The 15,363-nt window shown below is 72.3% G+C and carries 11 protein-coding genes, 4 tRNA genes and 1 other RNA gene; 7 read left to right on the top strand and 9 right to left on the bottom strand.

Annotated elements, in window-relative coordinates:
• Positions 1-79 precede the first annotated feature (79 nt).
• Positions 80-1,360, top strand: coding sequence for a tyrosine-type recombinase/integrase (locus CG719_RS22015; protein ID WP_100570396.1), 1,281 nt, complete (start codon positions 80-82; stop codon positions 1,358-1,360).
• A gap of 62 nt (positions 1,361-1,422) precedes the next feature.
• Here the strand turns inward: CG719_RS22015 and CG719_RS22010 are convergent.
• A tRNA-Ser gene (locus tag CG719_RS22010) sits at positions 1,423-1,510 on the bottom strand.
• A gap of 73 nt (positions 1,511-1,583) precedes the next feature.
• On the opposite strand from CG719_RS22010, the gene ffs reads away from it, so the two are divergent.
• The 6 genes from ffs (at position 1,584) to CG719_RS21980 (ending at position 10,511) form a co-directional block, all read left to right on the top strand.
• Positions 1,584-1,678: signal recognition particle sRNA small type (ffs, locus tag CG719_RS22005), an RNA gene on the top strand.
• Positions 1,679-1,726: 48 nt separating this feature from the next.
• Positions 1,727-4,000, top strand: coding sequence for a DNA polymerase III subunit gamma and tau (locus tag CG719_RS22000; protein ID WP_100570395.1), 2,274 nt, complete (start codon positions 1,727-1,729; stop codon positions 3,998-4,000).
• Between the two features lie 152 nt (positions 4,001-4,152).
• Positions 4,153-5,406, top strand: a complete 1,254-nt coding sequence (gene purD, locus CG719_RS21995; protein ID WP_100570394.1) for a phosphoribosylamine--glycine ligase — start codon at positions 4,153-4,155, stop codon at positions 5,404-5,406.
• A 320-nt stretch (positions 5,407-5,726) separates the two neighbouring features.
• Positions 5,727-7,805, top strand: coding sequence for a hypothetical protein (locus tag CG719_RS21990; protein ID WP_100570393.1), 2,079 nt, complete (start codon positions 5,727-5,729; stop codon positions 7,803-7,805).
• A gap of 217 nt (positions 7,806-8,022) precedes the next feature.
• A complete protein-coding gene (locus tag CG719_RS21985) occupies positions 8,023-9,543 on the top strand; it encodes a N,N-dimethylformamidase beta subunit family domain-containing protein (RefSeq protein ID WP_100570392.1) in 1,521 nt (506 codons plus the stop codon).
• Positions 9,544-9,611: 68 nt separating this feature from the next.
• A complete protein-coding gene (locus CG719_RS21980) occupies positions 9,612-10,511 on the top strand; it encodes a phosphoribosylaminoimidazolesuccinocarboxamide synthase (protein ID WP_100570391.1) in 900 nt (299 codons plus the stop codon).
• A gap of 44 nt (positions 10,512-10,555) precedes the next feature.
• Here the strand turns inward: CG719_RS21980 and CG719_RS21975 are convergent.
• The 8 genes from CG719_RS21975 to CG719_RS21940 all read right to left on the bottom strand — a co-directional run bounded on the left by CG719_RS21975 (position 10,556) and on the right by CG719_RS21940 (position 15,111).
• Positions 10,556-10,628: transfer RNA gene (locus tag CG719_RS21975), tRNA-Gly, on the bottom strand.
• A 23-nt stretch (positions 10,629-10,651) separates the two neighbouring features.
• Positions 10,652-11,275, bottom strand: coding sequence for a response regulator transcription factor (locus CG719_RS21970; protein WP_100570390.1), 624 nt, complete (start codon positions 11,273-11,275; stop codon positions 10,652-10,654).
• Positions 11,272-12,522 (bottom strand): sensor histidine kinase, encoded by a 1,251-nt coding sequence (locus CG719_RS21965; RefSeq protein ID WP_100570389.1) that lies wholly within the window; start codon positions 12,520-12,522, stop codon positions 11,272-11,274. Before CG719_RS21965 ends, CG719_RS21970 begins: the two co-directional genes overlap by 4 nt.
• A 39-nt stretch (positions 12,523-12,561) precedes the next feature.
• Positions 12,562-13,338 (bottom strand): ABC transporter permease, encoded by a 777-nt coding sequence (locus CG719_RS21960; protein ID WP_100570388.1) that lies wholly within the window; start codon positions 13,336-13,338, stop codon positions 12,562-12,564.
• Positions 13,335-14,285, bottom strand: coding sequence for an ABC transporter ATP-binding protein (locus CG719_RS21955; RefSeq protein ID WP_100570387.1), 951 nt, complete (start codon positions 14,283-14,285; stop codon positions 13,335-13,337). Before CG719_RS21955 ends, CG719_RS21960 begins: the two co-directional genes overlap by 4 nt.
• 134 nt (positions 14,286-14,419) lie before the next feature.
• A tRNA-Gly gene (locus CG719_RS21950) sits at positions 14,420-14,492 on the bottom strand.
• Between the two features lie 81 nt (positions 14,493-14,573).
• A tRNA-Gly gene (locus CG719_RS21945) sits at positions 14,574-14,645 on the bottom strand.
• A gap of 148 nt (positions 14,646-14,793) precedes the next feature.
• Positions 14,794-15,111 carry a histone-like nucleoid-structuring protein Lsr2 gene (locus CG719_RS21940; protein WP_100570386.1) on the bottom strand — a complete coding sequence of 106 codons (318 nt, stop codon included), beginning with the start codon at positions 15,109-15,111 and terminating at the stop codon, positions 14,794-14,796.
• Positions 15,112-15,363 lie beyond the last annotated feature (252 nt).

Raw genomic sequence — 15,363 nt, 5'->3', positions numbered from 1 at the left:
TCTCACCCTCCCGGAGCGCCGCCCGACTTGCGGGCGGCGCTCCGGTCTGTCTACCTCGCACCGACCGGAGGAACTGCCAGTGGCAGAGGAGAAAAAGCGCACTCGCCGAGCCAACGGCGAATCGGCTATCTACCTGGGCAAGGACGGCCGTTGGCACGCCCGCGTTCCCATGGGCTACAAGGACGACGGAACGCCCTACCGCCGACACCTGACGCGCCCGACCCGCAAAGAGCTGGTTGACGAGGTCAGGAAGCTGGAGAAGCAGCGCGACGAGGGTTCGGCACGTCAGCCCGGTAAGCCGTGGACCGTCGCGAAGTGGCTTGAGCACTGGGTGGAGAACATTGCCCGGCCGGTGATCAGCGAGAACACCTACGCCGGCTACGAGGTGGCCGTTCGGGTGCACCTCGTGCCCGGCATCGGCAAGCACCGGCTTGACCGTCTGGAACCGGAGCACCTGGAGAGCCTGTACCGCCGGATGCAGAGCGCCGGCAGCAAGCCGGGCACTGCTCACCAGGTCCACCGGACGGCCCGTACCGCCCTGGGCGAGGCGGTACGGCGCGGCTACGCGACCAAGAACGCTGCTGCGCTGGCGAAGCCGCCACGCATGGAGGAGGGCGAGAACGAGGTAGAGCCCTACTCGGTAGACGAGGTGCAGAGCCTGCTGCTCGAAGTCAACAAGCGCCGGAACAGCGCCCGATGGATGCTCGCCCTCGCGCTCGGGCTGCGGCAGGGAGAGACGCTTGGACTGCGATGGGCTGACGTCGACCTGGACAACGAGTACCTGAAGCTTCGCCGGAACCGGCTACGGCCGAAGTACGAGCACGGTTGCGGTGAGGCTGCGCCCTGCGGCCGGAAGCCGGGGTACTGCCCGGAGCGCGTGCAGGTGCGGCGCGAGACCAAGAACACCAAGTCGCGCGCGGGACGCCGCGCGGTGCCTCTTCCCGGGCCCCTGGTCGTGATGCTCCGCAGCCACAGGGAAGCACAGGAGCGAGAGCGCGAGACGGCCGGGAACCTGTGGGTGGAGTCGGAGTACGTGTTCACCAAGCGGTTAGGCGGCCCGCTCAGCCCGAACACGGACTATCACGACTGGAAGCGGCTGCTAGAGGACGCGGGGGTTCGTGACGGTCGACTGCATGACGCGCGCCACACCGCAGGCACGGTCCTGATGTTGCTGGGCGTCCCTGACCGGGTCATCGACCAGATCATGGGATGGGAGCCGGGAGGGGCCGCCCGGATGCGGGCTCGGTATCTGCACGTGACCGATCCCATGCTCAAGGAAGCGGCCCGGAAGATCGAGCGAGCCATCTGGGGAGCGCCCGGAACACCCGCTGTGGACAAAAACCAGGACAACGAGGTCTGAGGACAACGTCGAAGGGCCCCCTGTTTCCAGGGGGCCCTTCGACATCGTGCCCGGTGAGGCACTGGCGGAGGATACGAGATTCGAACTCGTGAGGGGTTGCCCCCAACACGCTTTCCAAGCGTGCGCCCTAGGCCTCTAGGCGAATCCTCCGCCGGAAACATTACATGACTCGGAGGAGTGCTCGCGAACTCGTTGCCGGTGCCCGGGATCGGGTACTCTGTGCGGAGCCCCTCACGCGGCGCTATCTGACTGAACTCCCCCAGGGCCGGAAGGCAGCAAGGGTAGGTCGGCTCTGGCGGGTGCGTGGGGGGCGCTTGCGTCCACGGGCCGGACACGTTGTCGGTGGGCGCCTATAACCTCGTATGCGTGTCGTCTCTCGCGCTGTACCGCCGCTATCGCCCGGAGTCGTTCGCCGAGGTCATCGGGCAGGAGCATGTCACCGACCCGTTGCAGCAGGCGCTGCGGAACAACCGGGTCAATCACGCGTACCTGTTCAGCGGTCCGCGCGGGTGTGGCAAGACGACCAGCGCGCGGATCCTCGCCCGGTGCCTGAACTGCGAGAAGGGGCCGACGCCCACCCCCTGCGGGGAGTGCGACTCGTGCCGCGACCTGGCCAGGAACGGCCCGGGGTCCATCGACGTCATCGAGATCGACGCCGCTTCGCACGGCGGTGTGGACGACGCCCGTGACCTGCGCGAGAAGGCCTTCTTCGGGCCCGCCCGCAGCCGGTACAAGATCTACATCATCGACGAGGCCCACATGGTCACGTCGGCCGGTTTCAACGCGCTGCTCAAGGTGGTCGAGGAGCCGCCGGAGCACCTGAAGTTCATCTTCGCCACGACCGAGCCCGAGAAGGTCATCGGGACCATCCGGTCGCGCACCCACCACTACCCCTTCCGTCTCGTCCCGCCGGGCACCCTGCGGGACTACCTCGGCCAGGTCTGCCAGAAGGAGGACATCCCCGTCGAGGACGGGGTGCTGCCCCTCGTCGTGCGGGCCGGCGCCGGATCCGTGCGTGACTCCATGTCCGTCATGGACCAGCTGCTCGCCGGTGCGCGGGAGGAAGGTGTGACGTATGCCATGGCCACCTCGCTCCTCGGCTACACCGACGGCTCCCTGCTCGACTCCGTCGTCGAGGCCTTCGCCTCCGGGGACGGCTCCGGCGCCTTCGAGGTCGTCGACCATGTGATCGAGGGCGGTAACGACCCCCGGCGGTTCGTGGCCGACCTGCTGGAGCGGCTGCGGGACCTGGTGATCCTCGCCGCCGTGCCGGACGCCGCCGAGAAGGGGCTCATCGACGCCCCGGCCGATGTCGTGGAGCGGATGCAGGCCCAGGCCCGGTCCTTCGGCGCCGCCGAGCTGAGCCGCGCCGCCGACCTCGTCAACGAGGGCCTGACCGAGATGCGCGGCGCCACCTCGCCCCGCCTCCAGCTCGAACTGATCTGCGCCCGCGTCCTGCTCCCCGCCGCCTACCGCGACGAGCGGTCGGTGATGGCCCGCCTCGACCGCATCGAGCGCGGCGTCAGCTTCTCCGCGGGCGCGGGTGCGCCTGCGATGGGGTACGTGCCAGGGCCCGAGGCGCACGGGGGAGCGCCGATCGCGGTGGGCGGCCCCGCGGGTACGGCACCCGCCGTACCTCCTGTTCCGCCGGGCGGTGGAGCGGCCGCGGCTCGGGCTGCCGTGCGGGGCTCGGGCGCCCCTGACGCGTCCACGCCCTCCGAGGCCCCTGCGCCGACCGCACCCCCTGCCCCGGCAGCACCCCCTGCGCCGGCCGCGAGTGACCGTCCCCAGGAGACGGCTCCGCCCACCGCACCCGCCCCCGCACCGCCCGCCGCCGCACCCGCCGCGCCCGGTGCCTGGCCCACCGCGGCAGCCGCGGGCGGCGGCCGGCGGCCGGGCGGCTGGCCCACAGCGGCAGCACCGGGCGGCGGGGCACCGGGCGCGCCGAGTGCGTCCAGCACGGGGCCCGCGCAGCAGGCACCCTCGGCGAGGCCTGCCGCCGCCCCGGTCCCTTCCGCCCCACCGGCCCCGGCAGGCGGCGGGCTCGACCCCCGCGTCCTCTGGCCGAACGTCCTCGAAGCGGTGAAGAACCGCCGTCGCTTCACCTGGATCCTGCTCAGCCAGAACGCCCATGTCTCCGGCTTCGACGGCACCACCCTCCAGATCGGCTTCGTCAACGCCGGCGCCCGCGACAACTTCGCGAGCAGCGGCAGCGAGGACGTGCTGCGCCAGGCGCTGGCCGAGCAGTTCAACGTCCAGTGGAAGATCGAGGCGGTCGTCGACCCGACGGGAGGCGGCGGCCCCGGTCCTCAGCCCCCGGGCGGCGGCTACGGTCCGGGTCCCGGTGGCGGCGGCTACGGCGGTGGGGGCGGCGCGACAGCGCAGCGTACGCCTGCTCCCCAGCCCGCGGCTCCGTCGGCGCCTGCCGCGGCCCCGAACCGGCCGCCGTCCGCCGCGGCACCCACGCCCGCCCCTTCTCCGGCACAGCCGTTCTCCGCCCCCGAGCCGCCTCCCGTCGCCCCCGAGGACGACATCCCCGAGGACGACGACCCGGATCTCGACGAGTCGGCCCTGTCCGGTCACGAACTGATCGTGCGGGAGCTCGGCGCCACGGTGGTCGAGGAGTACTCGACGGAGTAGGGGAGCAGGCCCGTGCCCGGCCCGCCCGCTCGAGCGGTCCGGCTCGGCCTGCCCGCGCCTTTCCCTGCCCGGAGGAACCTACAAACGCCCTTCCGTCCTTTCCTCGGCGGCCCGCACAAAGGGCCCCGGGCCGCTGCCGTTAGGCTGACCCCGTGAAGGTCCTCGTCATCGGCAGCGGCGCCCGCGAGCACGCCCTGTGCCGTTCCCTGTCCCTCGACCCCGCCGTCACCGCGCTGCACTGCGCGCCCGGCAACGCCGGCATCGCCGAGGTCGCCGAGCTGCACCAGGTCGACGCCCTCGACGGCGCGGCGGTGTCGGCGCTGGCCGCCGAGCTGGGTGCCGACCTCGTGGTCGTCGGCCCCGAGGCCCCGCTGGTCGCCGGGGTCGCCGACGCCCTGCGTGAAGCGGGCGTCCCGGTGTTCGGTCCCTCCAAGGAGGCCGCGCGGCTGGAGGGCTCCAAGGCCTTCGCCAAGGACGTGATGGCCGCGGCAGGCGTGCCCACGGCCCGTTCGTACGTCTGCACGACGGCCGAGGAGGTCGACGAGGCCCTCAACGCCTTCGGCGCCCCCTACGTCGTCAAGGACGACGGTCTCGCCGCCGGCAAGGGCGTCGTCGTCACCGACGACATCGAGGCGGCCAGGGCGCACTCGGCGGCCTGTGACCGCGTGGTGATCGAGGAGTACCTCGACGGACCCGAGGTCTCCCTCTTCGCCGTCACCGACGGCGAGACGGTCGTCCCGCTCCAGCCCGCCCAGGACTTCAAGCGGGCGCTCGACGGCGACAAGGGCCCCAACACCGGTGGCATGGGCGCGTACTCGCCGCTGCCCTGGGCCGACCCCAAGCTCGTGGACGACGTCCTGCACAGCGTGCTTCAGCCCACCGTCGACGAGATGCGCCGCCGCGGCACGCCGTTCTCCGGGCTGCTCTACGCGGGGCTCGCCATCACCGGCCGCGGCATCCGCGTGATCGAGTTCAACGCCCGTTTCGGCGACCCCGAGACCCAGGTGGTCCTCGCCCGCCTCCAGACCCCGCTCGCGGGAGTCCTCATGGCCGCCGCCACCGGTGGCCTCGCCCACCTGGAGCCCCTGCGCTGGAGCGACGACGCGGCCGTCACGGTGGTCGTCGCCTCCCACAACTACCCCGGCACCCCGCGCACCGGTGACCCGATCACCGGCCTCGACGAGGTGGCCGCGCAGGACGCCCCGCACGCGTACGTGCTGCACGCCGGCACGCGGCGCGAGGACGGCACCGTGCTGAGCGCGGGTGGCCGCGTGCTGTCCGTCACGGCGACCGGCAAGGACCTGACCGAGGCCCGCGACCGCGCGTACACCGCCGTCGCCCGGGTCCGCCTCGACGGGTCCCAGCACCGCTCGGACATCGCGGCGAGGGCCGCGGCGGACGCCTGACGCGACACCCGCCCCCTCCGCACCGGCCCTGTTCTTGGACGACAGGTCCTGAACAGCAGGTCTTGAACAGCACGTCTCCCGAACAGCAGGCCCCGGCTCCCCGAGTCGGGGCCTGATCATTGCGCTCTGTCGTCCGGCTCTGACCAAAGCCATTCCATCGAGTGACCAATACTCCATCCGGCTGACGCGGGCCGGGGGCCCAACTAGTGTGCGCGCAGGCATTCCGGCACTTGGCCCACCGGCATTGCGATGTCAGTCATGGGTGCCACAGTGGGGGAATGAGCAACGCCAGGACAGTCGGGAGGGGGTGACGGGCGGTCGTGACCGGTATGGGTGTGGAGGTCGGTGTCCAGGCCGCGCGCTCCAGGGCCCTGGCCGTGCTGCGCGTGCGCAGCCGGGCGCTCGCCGTCGCCCTGCTGCCCGCCGCCCTCGCCGTGATCCTGCTCGCCGGCGGCTCGACCGGGCACCTCGTGGGCCGCGGCTGGGACCTCGCCCGCTGGGTGGTCGGCGCCGTCGCGGTCGTCGTCCTGCTCCTGGCCGCGGGCATCGGGCTGGTCGTGGCCCGGGCCCGCCCCGCGATGACCCCGACCGTCCCGATAGCCGAGAAGTCGGCCCCGGACCTGTACCGCCTGGTGCGCGAGCTGGCCGACCGCCTCGGCGTCCCCGCCCCGTCGGCCATAGAGCTCACCCCGGACTGCGACAGCTGGCTGGAGGACCGTACGCACCCGGCCCACGGCCCACCCGCCGGGCAGGATCACCCGCACGGCGAGCCGGACGCGCCGCGCGGCCTGTCCCCGGCCCGTCCGGGCCGTACGGGGCAGGCGCCCGTGCTCGTCATCGGCTCCCCGTTCCTGTGGTGGATGCGCGTCGGCGAGCTGCGGGCCGTGCTCGCCCCGGTCGTCGCCGGTACGGGACCCTCGGCGCACCCGGACATAGCCGCGGCCCGGCGTTTCGTCCGCGGTCTGGACGCGGCGGTGGCCGTCGCCTCGGCACCCGGCCGCCCCCCTCTGGTCCGCTCGGTGTACGCCGGACTCGGCTGGGTGGCCCGGCTGATGCTGCACGGCTGCCGGGAGCACGCGGCCCTGATGGAGCGCGGCGTGGCGGCCGCGGCGGCGGAACGCGCACAGGCTGTGGACTACGGGCTGAGGATCGCCGCCCAGGAGCAGGTGGGCCTGGCGTACGCGGGCTGGGACCGGCTGCTCACCAGGGTCGCGCTACCCGCCTGGCGCATGGGCCGCTGGCCCTCCCGCCTCGACGCCGGTGTCGTCGCGGCCCTCACCGAACTGTCCCGCCGCGACCGCCTGGCCGAGGGTTTCACCTCCCGGCTCGGTGAGCGCCCGGCCTGCGACCTGCTGGAGGAGCCCGGCGCCGTCGACGAGGCCGCCTCGCTGCTGGCCGCGCGTCTCTTCCACGGCGGCCCGGCCGAGCGCGGCCGGAACTGGTGCCCGGTGGACTGGCAGGAGTACCCGGACGAGGTCGTCGACCGCAAATGGCGTACGGATGCCGCTCGCCTCCACCGCGTTCTGGACCGCCTGGGCGTCCGCCGCTCCCCCGGTTCCGCCGCCGATCCGCACGGACCGACCCTGGCCCGGGTCCTGGAGCACCTGTCCGCTCAGTCCCCCGCCGCCCCCTCCGCTACCTCCGGCAAGCTCCGCGAGCGGACGGTCCTCCCGGCCGACGAACCGGCCGACGACACCCGACCGGCCCACGACGACGAGGCACACATCGCGCACCACCCGTCCGACGAGCCCGACGAGCAGGGCGGACACGGCGGGCACCACGGACACCGCGAGCGCCCCAAGCGCCAAAAGCCCGCAGAACGCGACGAACACCCAGAACACGACGAACACCCAGAACGCCTGGAACGCCTGGAACACCCAGGACACGGGGAACATCTGGATCACGGGGAACCCCCCGGCGTACACACGCAGCCCGGCGAGCCCGCCGCCCCCGAAGACCCCCTCACCCCGGACGAGAACCCCGGCCTCGGCAGCGAGCGAGGTGCCGCGCTCGCGGCCGGCATCAGCGCCGAGCTGGCCCGCGAGGAGGCGTCGGAGCCCCCGGCGGGTACGGCGCCGACGGGAGCCGGGCAGGTCGCCGGTACGCCGCCGCGGAGCGAGGACTCGCTGCCCCTCTTCCCGCTCGAACCGCACCGCACCGGCCGCGAACTCCTCGCCGACCACGTCACCGCGATGGTGTGCTGCGCCGCGATGGACACCGCCGACGCCTCCCCGGGCCTCGACTGGCTCGACGGCCCCGCTCTCCTCATCAACGGGGAGAGGGCCGCCGATCTCAGCCCCAAGGTCCTCGCCCTGGTCGAGGACGGCGACCCGGTCCCGTTGCGGAACTGGCTGGTCGACTCGGGCATACGTCCGGAAAAGCCCGTACGGCTGGTCTGACCTGGACCGAAGCCGACCCGGCGGCCGCGCTACCGGATCCCCCGCTTCCACTTTCGGCCAATTCGCAACGAATAGTGACAGCATGCGCGCGTTATGTGATGTGCTGGGACCGATAACGCACGTGGCAAGTCCGTGCGACATACGACAGCCGGAACAGGACCGACAGATCCGCACCGCCGCAGGACGGACCACGGGGGCACGAGGGAGGGGATCGGGCATGGGATCGGAGCAGATCCGCCGCTGGGAGTCGGGGGCTCTCGCGCACGCCGTGACGGACCCCTTCGGCCTGGGCCCCGTCCCCTGGCTGCGCGGCAGCGAGACGTACTTCGACGACACCGGGCACGTCGTCCCCTGGTACGTGGACCCGCTCCCGCAGACGCCCCCGCAGACGCCGCCCCCGCGGACCAGGTCCGGCCGCCCCCGCGTGCCCGCTCCCCGCGCCTCCGGCGGCGGTCCCCGTTCGGCCGACGACGTCCACCGGCAGATCAAGGGCTTCGTCTCCACCGGTGCCGTCACTCCCGGCGAGGCGATCGACTTCCACGTCACCGTCGACCCGCCCCAGCAGTTCGGCGTGGACATCTACCGCATCGGGCACTACGGAGGCGACGGCGCCGCCAAGATCACCACCAGTCCGCGCCTGTCCGGCATCGTCCAGCCCCCGCCGCTGACCGCCGACCGCACCGTCTCCTGCCACCACTGGTGGCTCTCGTGGCGGTTGCAGGTGCCGTCCCACTGGAGCGTCGGCGCCTACGTGGCCGTGCTCACCACCGACGACGGCTACCGCTCCCACATCCCGTTCACCGTCCGCGACAACCGCCCCGCGGACCTGCTGCTGCTCCTGCCCGACATCACCTGGCAGGCCTACAACCTCTACCCGGAGGACGGCCACACGGGCGCCAGCCTCTACCACGCCTGGGACGAGCACGGGCGGCTGCTCGGTGAGGCCGACGCCGCGACCACGGTCTCCTTCGACCGCCCCTACGCCGGGGCGGGCCTGCCCCTGCACGTGGGCCACGCCTACGACGTCATCCGCTGGGCCGAGCGCTACGGCTACGACCTCGCCTACGCCGACGCCCGCGACCTGCACGCCGGCCGTGTCGACCCCACCCGCTACCGCGGTCTGGTCTTCCCCGGCCACGACGAGTACTGGTCGGTGAGCATGCGCCGCACCGTCGAACTCGCCCGAGAGAACGGCACGTCCCTGGTCTTCCTCTCGGCCAACACCATGTACTGGCAGGTCGAACTGGGCGCCTCCCCGTCCGGCGTCCCCGACCGCCTGCTGACCTGCCGCAAGCGCAAGGGCCCCGGCCGGTCGGTGCTGTGGCGGGAGATCGACCGGCCCGAGCAGCAACTGGTCGGCATCCAGTACGCCGGCCGCGTCCCCGAGCCGCACCCGCTGATCGTCCGCAACGCCGACCACTGGCTGTGGGAGGCGACCAGGGCCGAGGAGGGCGAGGAGATCGCGGGCCTGGTCGCGGGAGAGGCCGACCGCTACTTCCCGCGCACCCCGCTGCCCGAGTACCAGGACCGCATCCTGCTCGCGCACTCCCCGTACACGGACGGCGAGGGCGTGACGCGCCACCAGGAGACGTCCCTGTACCGGGCGCCCTCCGGCGCCCTCGTCTTCGCCGCGGGGACCTTCGCCTGGTCCCCGGCCCTGGACCGCCCCGGCCACGTCGACGCCCGGATCCAGCGCGCCACCGCCAACCTCCTGGACCGCATCTGCAAGCGCGACTGACCCGCTGCCGGGGATCGATGTCCGATACGGGAGAATCGGTCCATTGGACAGAACCACGGGGAGGAACCGTGTCCGGATTCGTCGAAAAGCCCGAGCCGATCCAGGTTCCGGGCCTGGTGCATCTGCACACCGGCAAGGTGCGCGACCTGTACCAGAACGAGGCGGGCGACCTCGTCATGGTCGCCAGCGACCGCATGTCCGCCTACGACTGGGTGCTGCCGACCGAGATCCCCGACAAGGGCCGCATTCTCACGCAGCTGTCCCTGTGGTGGTTCGACCGGCTCACCGACCTGGCCCCGAACCACGTCCTGTCCACCGAGGTGCCCGAGGGCGCTCCCGCCGACTGGGCGGGCCGCACCCTGATCTGCAAGTCCCTGCGGATGGTCCCCGTGGAGTGCGTGGCCCGCGGCTACCTCACCGGTTCGGGCCTGGCCGAGTACGAGCAGACCCGCACGGTCTGCGGCCTCGCCCTGCCCGAGGGCCTGACCGACGGCTCCGAGCTGCCCGCCCCGATCTTCACCCCGGCCACCAAGGCCGAGGTCGGCGAGCACGACGAGAACGTCTCCTACGAGGAGGTGGCCCGCCAGGTCGGCGCGGAGACGGCCGCCCAGCTGCGCCAGGCCACGCTCGCCGTCTACGGCCGGGCCCGGGACATCGCCCGCGACCGCGGGATCATCCTCGCCGACACCAAGTTCGAGTTCGGCTTCGACGGGGAGGCGCTCGTCCTCGCCGACGAGGTGCTCACCCCGGACTCCTCCCGCTTCTGGCCGGCCGACCAGTGGCAGCCGGGCCGCGCGCAGCCGTCGTACGACAAGCAGTACGTCCGCGACTGGCTGACGTCCGCCGAGTCCGGCTGGGACCGCAGGAGCGAGCAGCCCCCGCCGTCGCTGCCGCAGCCGGTCGTGGAGGCGACGCGGGCGAAGTACGTGGAGGCGTACGAGCGGCTGACGGGGACGAGCTGGGCGTAGGGAACGAAAAGGCCCCGGTCCGATGGACCGGGGCCTTTTTCCCGAGCGGACGACGAGGCTCGAACTCGCGACCTCAACCTTGGCAAGGTTGCGCTCTACCAACTGAGCTACGTCCGCACTGCGCCGTGGCGCGAGGCCAACTATACCCAACCTCGCTCCCGTGCGAGCTGTACTGCCGCATGTCGATTCTCCGCGCCGAGTTTCGTCACGGCCGACGACAGGTAGTTCCGTACGGTCCCCGGGGACAGCGCGGCCCGCTCGGCGATCTCCGCGACCGGTGCCCCGTCGGCGGCGAACTCCAGCACCTCGGCCTCCCGCGCGGTCAGCGGGGAGTCCCCGGCGGAGATCGCGTCGGCGGCCAACTCCGGGTCGACGTAGCGGTTTCCGGAGTGCACGGTGCGGATGATCTCTGCGAGCCGCTGGGCGCTGACGGTCTTCGGGACGAACCCGCGCACACCCGCGGCAAGCGCCCGCTTCAGATGTCCGGGCCGTCCGTGGCTGGTCACGATCAGCACCCGGCAGCCCGGCATTTCGGCCCGCAGGGATGTGGCGACCTTCACACCGTCCGCGCCCGGCATTTGCAGATCAAGCACGGCCACGTCCGGCGCGTGCGCCCGGGCCATGGCCAGCGCCTCCGGTCCGCTCGCCGCCTCCGCGACGATCAGCAGGTCGTCCTCGAGGGACAGCAGGGCGGCGAGCGCGCCGCGGATCAGGTGTTCGTCGTCGGCCAGCAGCAGCCGGACGGGCACGGGGGACGTCGTCATCGGGTGGCCTCGCTCAACGGACGTGCGGTCTGGGGACCGGCGGCGGGCGGCGGCAGCGGCACCTCGGCGGTCAGCCGGAACCGGCCGCGTCCCGCGGGTCCCGCCCGCAGGGTGCCGTCGAGCTCCGACAGCCGTTCACGAAGACCGGCGAGCCCGGAGCCCGGCCGGTCACCGGCGGGGGACTCCGGCACCCCGTCGTTCTCGACGGTCAGCTCGGCCCGGCCGTCGGCCACGCGCAGGGACACCGTGCACCGCCGGGCGTCTCCGTGCCGGAGCACGTTCGTGGCGGCCTCCCGGACGACCCAGCCGAGCGCGGACTGCACCGGCGTGGGCAGACCGGCCGGTGAGCCGGTGACCGCGCAGTCGATGCCGGCCGCCGCCAGGACGCCCTGGGCGCCCGCGAGTTCCGCGGCGAGGTCGGCCTCCCGGTAGCCGCGGACCACGGCACGGACCTCGCGTTGCGACTCCTGGGCCAGCCGCTGCACCTCGATCATCTGCTCCACCGCCTCGGGCCGGCCGCGCCGGCCCAGTTGCACGGCCAGTTCCGCCTTCAGCGCGATCACCGCGAGGTTGCGCCCCATCACGTCGTGCAGATCCCGCCCGAACCGCAGGCGCTCCTCGGCGACGGCGAGCCGGGCCCGGGTCTCCCGCGCCTCGTCGAGGGCGTAGACGGCGTTCAGCAGCCAGACGGAGAAGACGGAGGTGAAGGCCAGGGACGCGCCCCCGACCAGCACCATGACCACGTTGGCCAGTGCGGCCGGGCCCGGCATCCCCAGAGGGAAGGCGATGATTCCGGAACCGGCCGCGAAGCCCGTCACCACCGCGGCGACCCGGCGCCGGGTGCGCACCCCGAGGGCGATGATGCCGGCGCCGAAGACCAGCACGCACGCGAAGGCCATGCCCGCCGCGGTGTCCACGTTCTCGCCCTGGCCGTGCGCGTGCACGCCGAGCGCGAGGACGGCCAGCACCGCGGTGACCGCGCCGAGCGTCCACAGCAGCCGCAGGGGCTGCTCACGCCTGCCGCGAGTCCAGTCGAGCGCACGGGACGCGGTCACCGCGCAGAGCGCGGCGTGCCCGGTGACCGCCGCCGCCAGCCAGGCCGCCGGGTGGGGGCCCACCTGGCCCAGGACCATCAGCCCGCCCATGACCGCCTCGATCAGCGCGAAGATGTGGAACGACCACCGTGTGTACGTCTCGACCTTGGCTGTCGTGCTTTTGCCGCGCCACCAGCCGACGGGCCCGCGCATGGCGTCCCCCACCTCTTCCCGTCCCCTCCGCGCCGTCTCTCAGCGCCTCGGCTCCCAGCGGAACCGGCGCCGTACAGCAAACACCGCGAGCACGATCCAGGCCAGCGCGATACCCACGGCCCGCAGGGCGTCGTAGCCGCTCAGGTCTCCGGTCCAGCCGCCGCGGACCAGCGTGGTCACCGGGCTCAGCGGCAGCAGCTCGCAGCACCGGGCGAGCCGCTCGGGGAGCAGTTCCAGCGGCACGGTCAGCCCGGAGCCGATCATCGAGACCAGCAGCAGCGGGAGCGAGGTGACCTGGGAGCTCTCGGTGGTCCGGGTGAAGCCCGCGGTGACGGCCGCCAGCAGCACGCCGAGCAGCAGGCCCAACAGCAGGCCGACGACGGCGAGATGGGGCGAGCGCGGGGCGGGGACGTGCAGCAGCGCGGTGCAGGCGCCGGTCAGCAGCAGGCACTGGACGAGGCCGGTGGCGACGGCCGGCAGGGCGGCCCCGGCGAGGATCTCGGTGTCCCGCAGCTCGCCCGTGCGCAGCCGCTTGAGGACCAGTTGCTCACGCCGGGCGACGAACACGCCGACCAGGGTGGAGTACACGGCGAGCAGCAGGGAGAAGCCGATCGCGGCCGGCAGGATGACCAGCCCGACGGTCAGCCCGGCGTCCTCCAGGTTCATCTGCGCGGTCGCCGACCGGACGGTGAAGGGCAGCACCAGCGGCAGGAGCACGCCCGCCACCAGAACACTCCGGTTGCGGGCCAGCAGAAGCAGCTCGGCGCGCGCGAGCGCGGCCATCCGGCCGGCGGGGGTGGTGACGGCGGTGCTCATGCGGCGTACTCCTTCGTCCGCGGCGCGGCGGCGTCCCGCGCGATGTCGAGGAACGCCTCCTCCAGCGAGGCCGGCCGGACATCCAGCCTGGCCAGTTCGATCCCGGCCCGGTGTGCCCACAGCAGAAGTTCCGTGGCGGTCCGCTGGAGTTCGTGGGTGCGCAGCCGTACGGCGCGGCCGTCCATCTCGTGCTCGCACACGCCCAGTCCGGCGAGCGGTGGCAGGTCGCCGAGGAAGTACCCCGCGGGCAGGTCGAAGGAGATCCGGGACGGCTGCGCGGCGGTGACCTCGGCCGGGGTACCGGCGGTCGCGATGCGTCCCTCGTGGAGGATCGCGATCCGGTCGGCGAGCCCTTCGGCCTCCTCCAGGTAGTGCGTGGTGAGCAGCACGGTGGTGCCGCGGTCGCGCAGCGCCCGCACCAACTCCCAGGTGTCCCGGCGCCCTTCGGCGTCCAGCCCGGTCGTCGGCTCGTCCAGGAACAGCACCTCGGGCTCGCCGAGCAGCGCGAGTGCCAGGTCCAGGCGACGCCGTTCACCGCCGGAGAGCTGCTTGACCCGTACGTCCGTGCGCCGCCCGAGACCGACCTGTTCGAGCGCCTCATGGGGCGGGCGGGCCCCGCTGACGCAGCCCGCCCACATCCGCGCGGTCTCGGCGACGGTCAGCTCGGAGGGGAAGCCGCCCTCCTGGAGCATCACACCGGTGCGCGGCCGTACCAGCGCCCGCTCCGCGTACGGGTCGTGCCCGAGCACCCGCACGCGCCCCGAGGCCGGTGACGCCAGTCCCTCCAGGAGTTCGACCGTCGAGGTCTTTCCGGCGCCGTTGGTGCCGAGGAGCGCGAAGATCTCCCCCCGCTCCACATGGAAGGAGATCCCGCGCACCGCCTCGAATCCGCCCTCGTACACCCGGTGGAGGCCGGTCACCTCAATCACGTGCTCGTCCGTGTCCATGGATCCAGCGTCCCGGCGGCCGGAGCGCCGCAGCAGTGCGCGGTGTCATCACCCCGCATGACAAATGTCAGAGCGGACGCAGGAGAGAGAACAACGAAAAGACCCCGGTCCGATGGACCGGGGTCTTTTTCCCGAGCGGACGACGAGGCTCGAACTCGCGACCTCAACCTTGGCAAGGTTGCGCTCTACCAACTGAGCTACGTCCGCATTGCCTCCGACCGGCTCCCACCGATCGGCGCGAGCACCAGCCTACCTGATCCACATCAGTGGTCCGGACCGGCGGTGCAGAGCGGGTGACAGGAATTGCACACTGCGCCTTCCCCCTGGAAGGGGGATGTTCTACTACTGAACTACACCCGCATGGACTCCGTGGGCCTCGGCCTTCCGGCCTCGCCCCTCGGCGTGCTCCAGACATTAGCTGATCAACAGGGGGGTTGCGCAAGTCGGTTGCCCCCAGGGCCCGCTGACGGGCCCTGGTTCACGGCGGGGCGCCCCCGGCGGCGACCCGTCACTGGGCCGCGCTGAACGCCTCGTAGACCTTCTTGGGGATGCGGCCGCGCGCCGGCACGTCCATTTTGTGAGCCTGCGCCCAGGCGCGGACGGCGGCGGGATCGGGAGCGACCTCCGTCTGCCGGTACGTCTTGCCCGACTTCGACCGCTTGCGGCCGGCTTCCACGTACGGTGCGAGCGCCTTACGCAGTTTCTTGGCATTGGCTTGGTTCAGGTCGATCTCGTAGAACCTGCCGTCCAGTCCGAAGGCGATCGTTTCCGCCGCTTCCGAGCCGTCGATGTCGTCAAAGAGAGTGACCACGACACGCTGCGCCACGAATATCGGTCCCTTCGTGCGGCACCTCTGCGGTCCATCTGGTCCGTCATGTCGTGCATGACGTGCGGAGATGTTCAAAGATGCCGACTGTCCGCCTGTTATCGGGAAAAGTATCGGCTGTTGCCAATTCATTTGTACAGTGCCGGGCATTGCAAGGGGAAGCCCGACTAAATCTGTCCGCGTGTCCCGGCGCAATACCGGATCAGGGGCCGAACCCGAACTTTCCCAGAACTTTTCACGACGACCGGCCGT

Source organism: Streptomyces sp. CB01373, assembly GCF_002803075.1.
GTDB lineage: Bacteria > Actinomycetota > Actinomycetes > Streptomycetales > Streptomycetaceae > Streptomyces.
This window is presented reverse-complemented; position numbering and strand designations above follow the sequence as displayed.

Coding starts and splice junctions, on each gene's coding strand:
- CG719_RS21985 (WP_100570392.1), top strand. CDS start 8,023: ATGGGATCGGAGCAGATCCGCCGCTGGGAGTCGGGGGCTCTCGCGCAC.
- CG719_RS21970 (WP_100570390.1), bottom strand. CDS start 11,275: ATGACGACGTCCCCCGTGCCCGTCCGGCTGCTGCTGGCCGACGACGAA.
- CG719_RS21965 (WP_100570389.1), bottom strand. CDS start 12,522: ATGCGCGGGCCCGTCGGCTGGTGGCGCGGCAAAAGCACGACAGCCAAG.
- CG719_RS21960 (WP_100570388.1), bottom strand. CDS start 13,338: ATGAGCACCGCCGTCACCACCCCCGCCGGCCGGATGGCCGCGCTCGCG.
- CG719_RS21955 (WP_100570387.1), bottom strand. CDS start 14,285: ATGGACACGGACGAGCACGTGATTGAGGTGACCGGCCTCCACCGGGTG.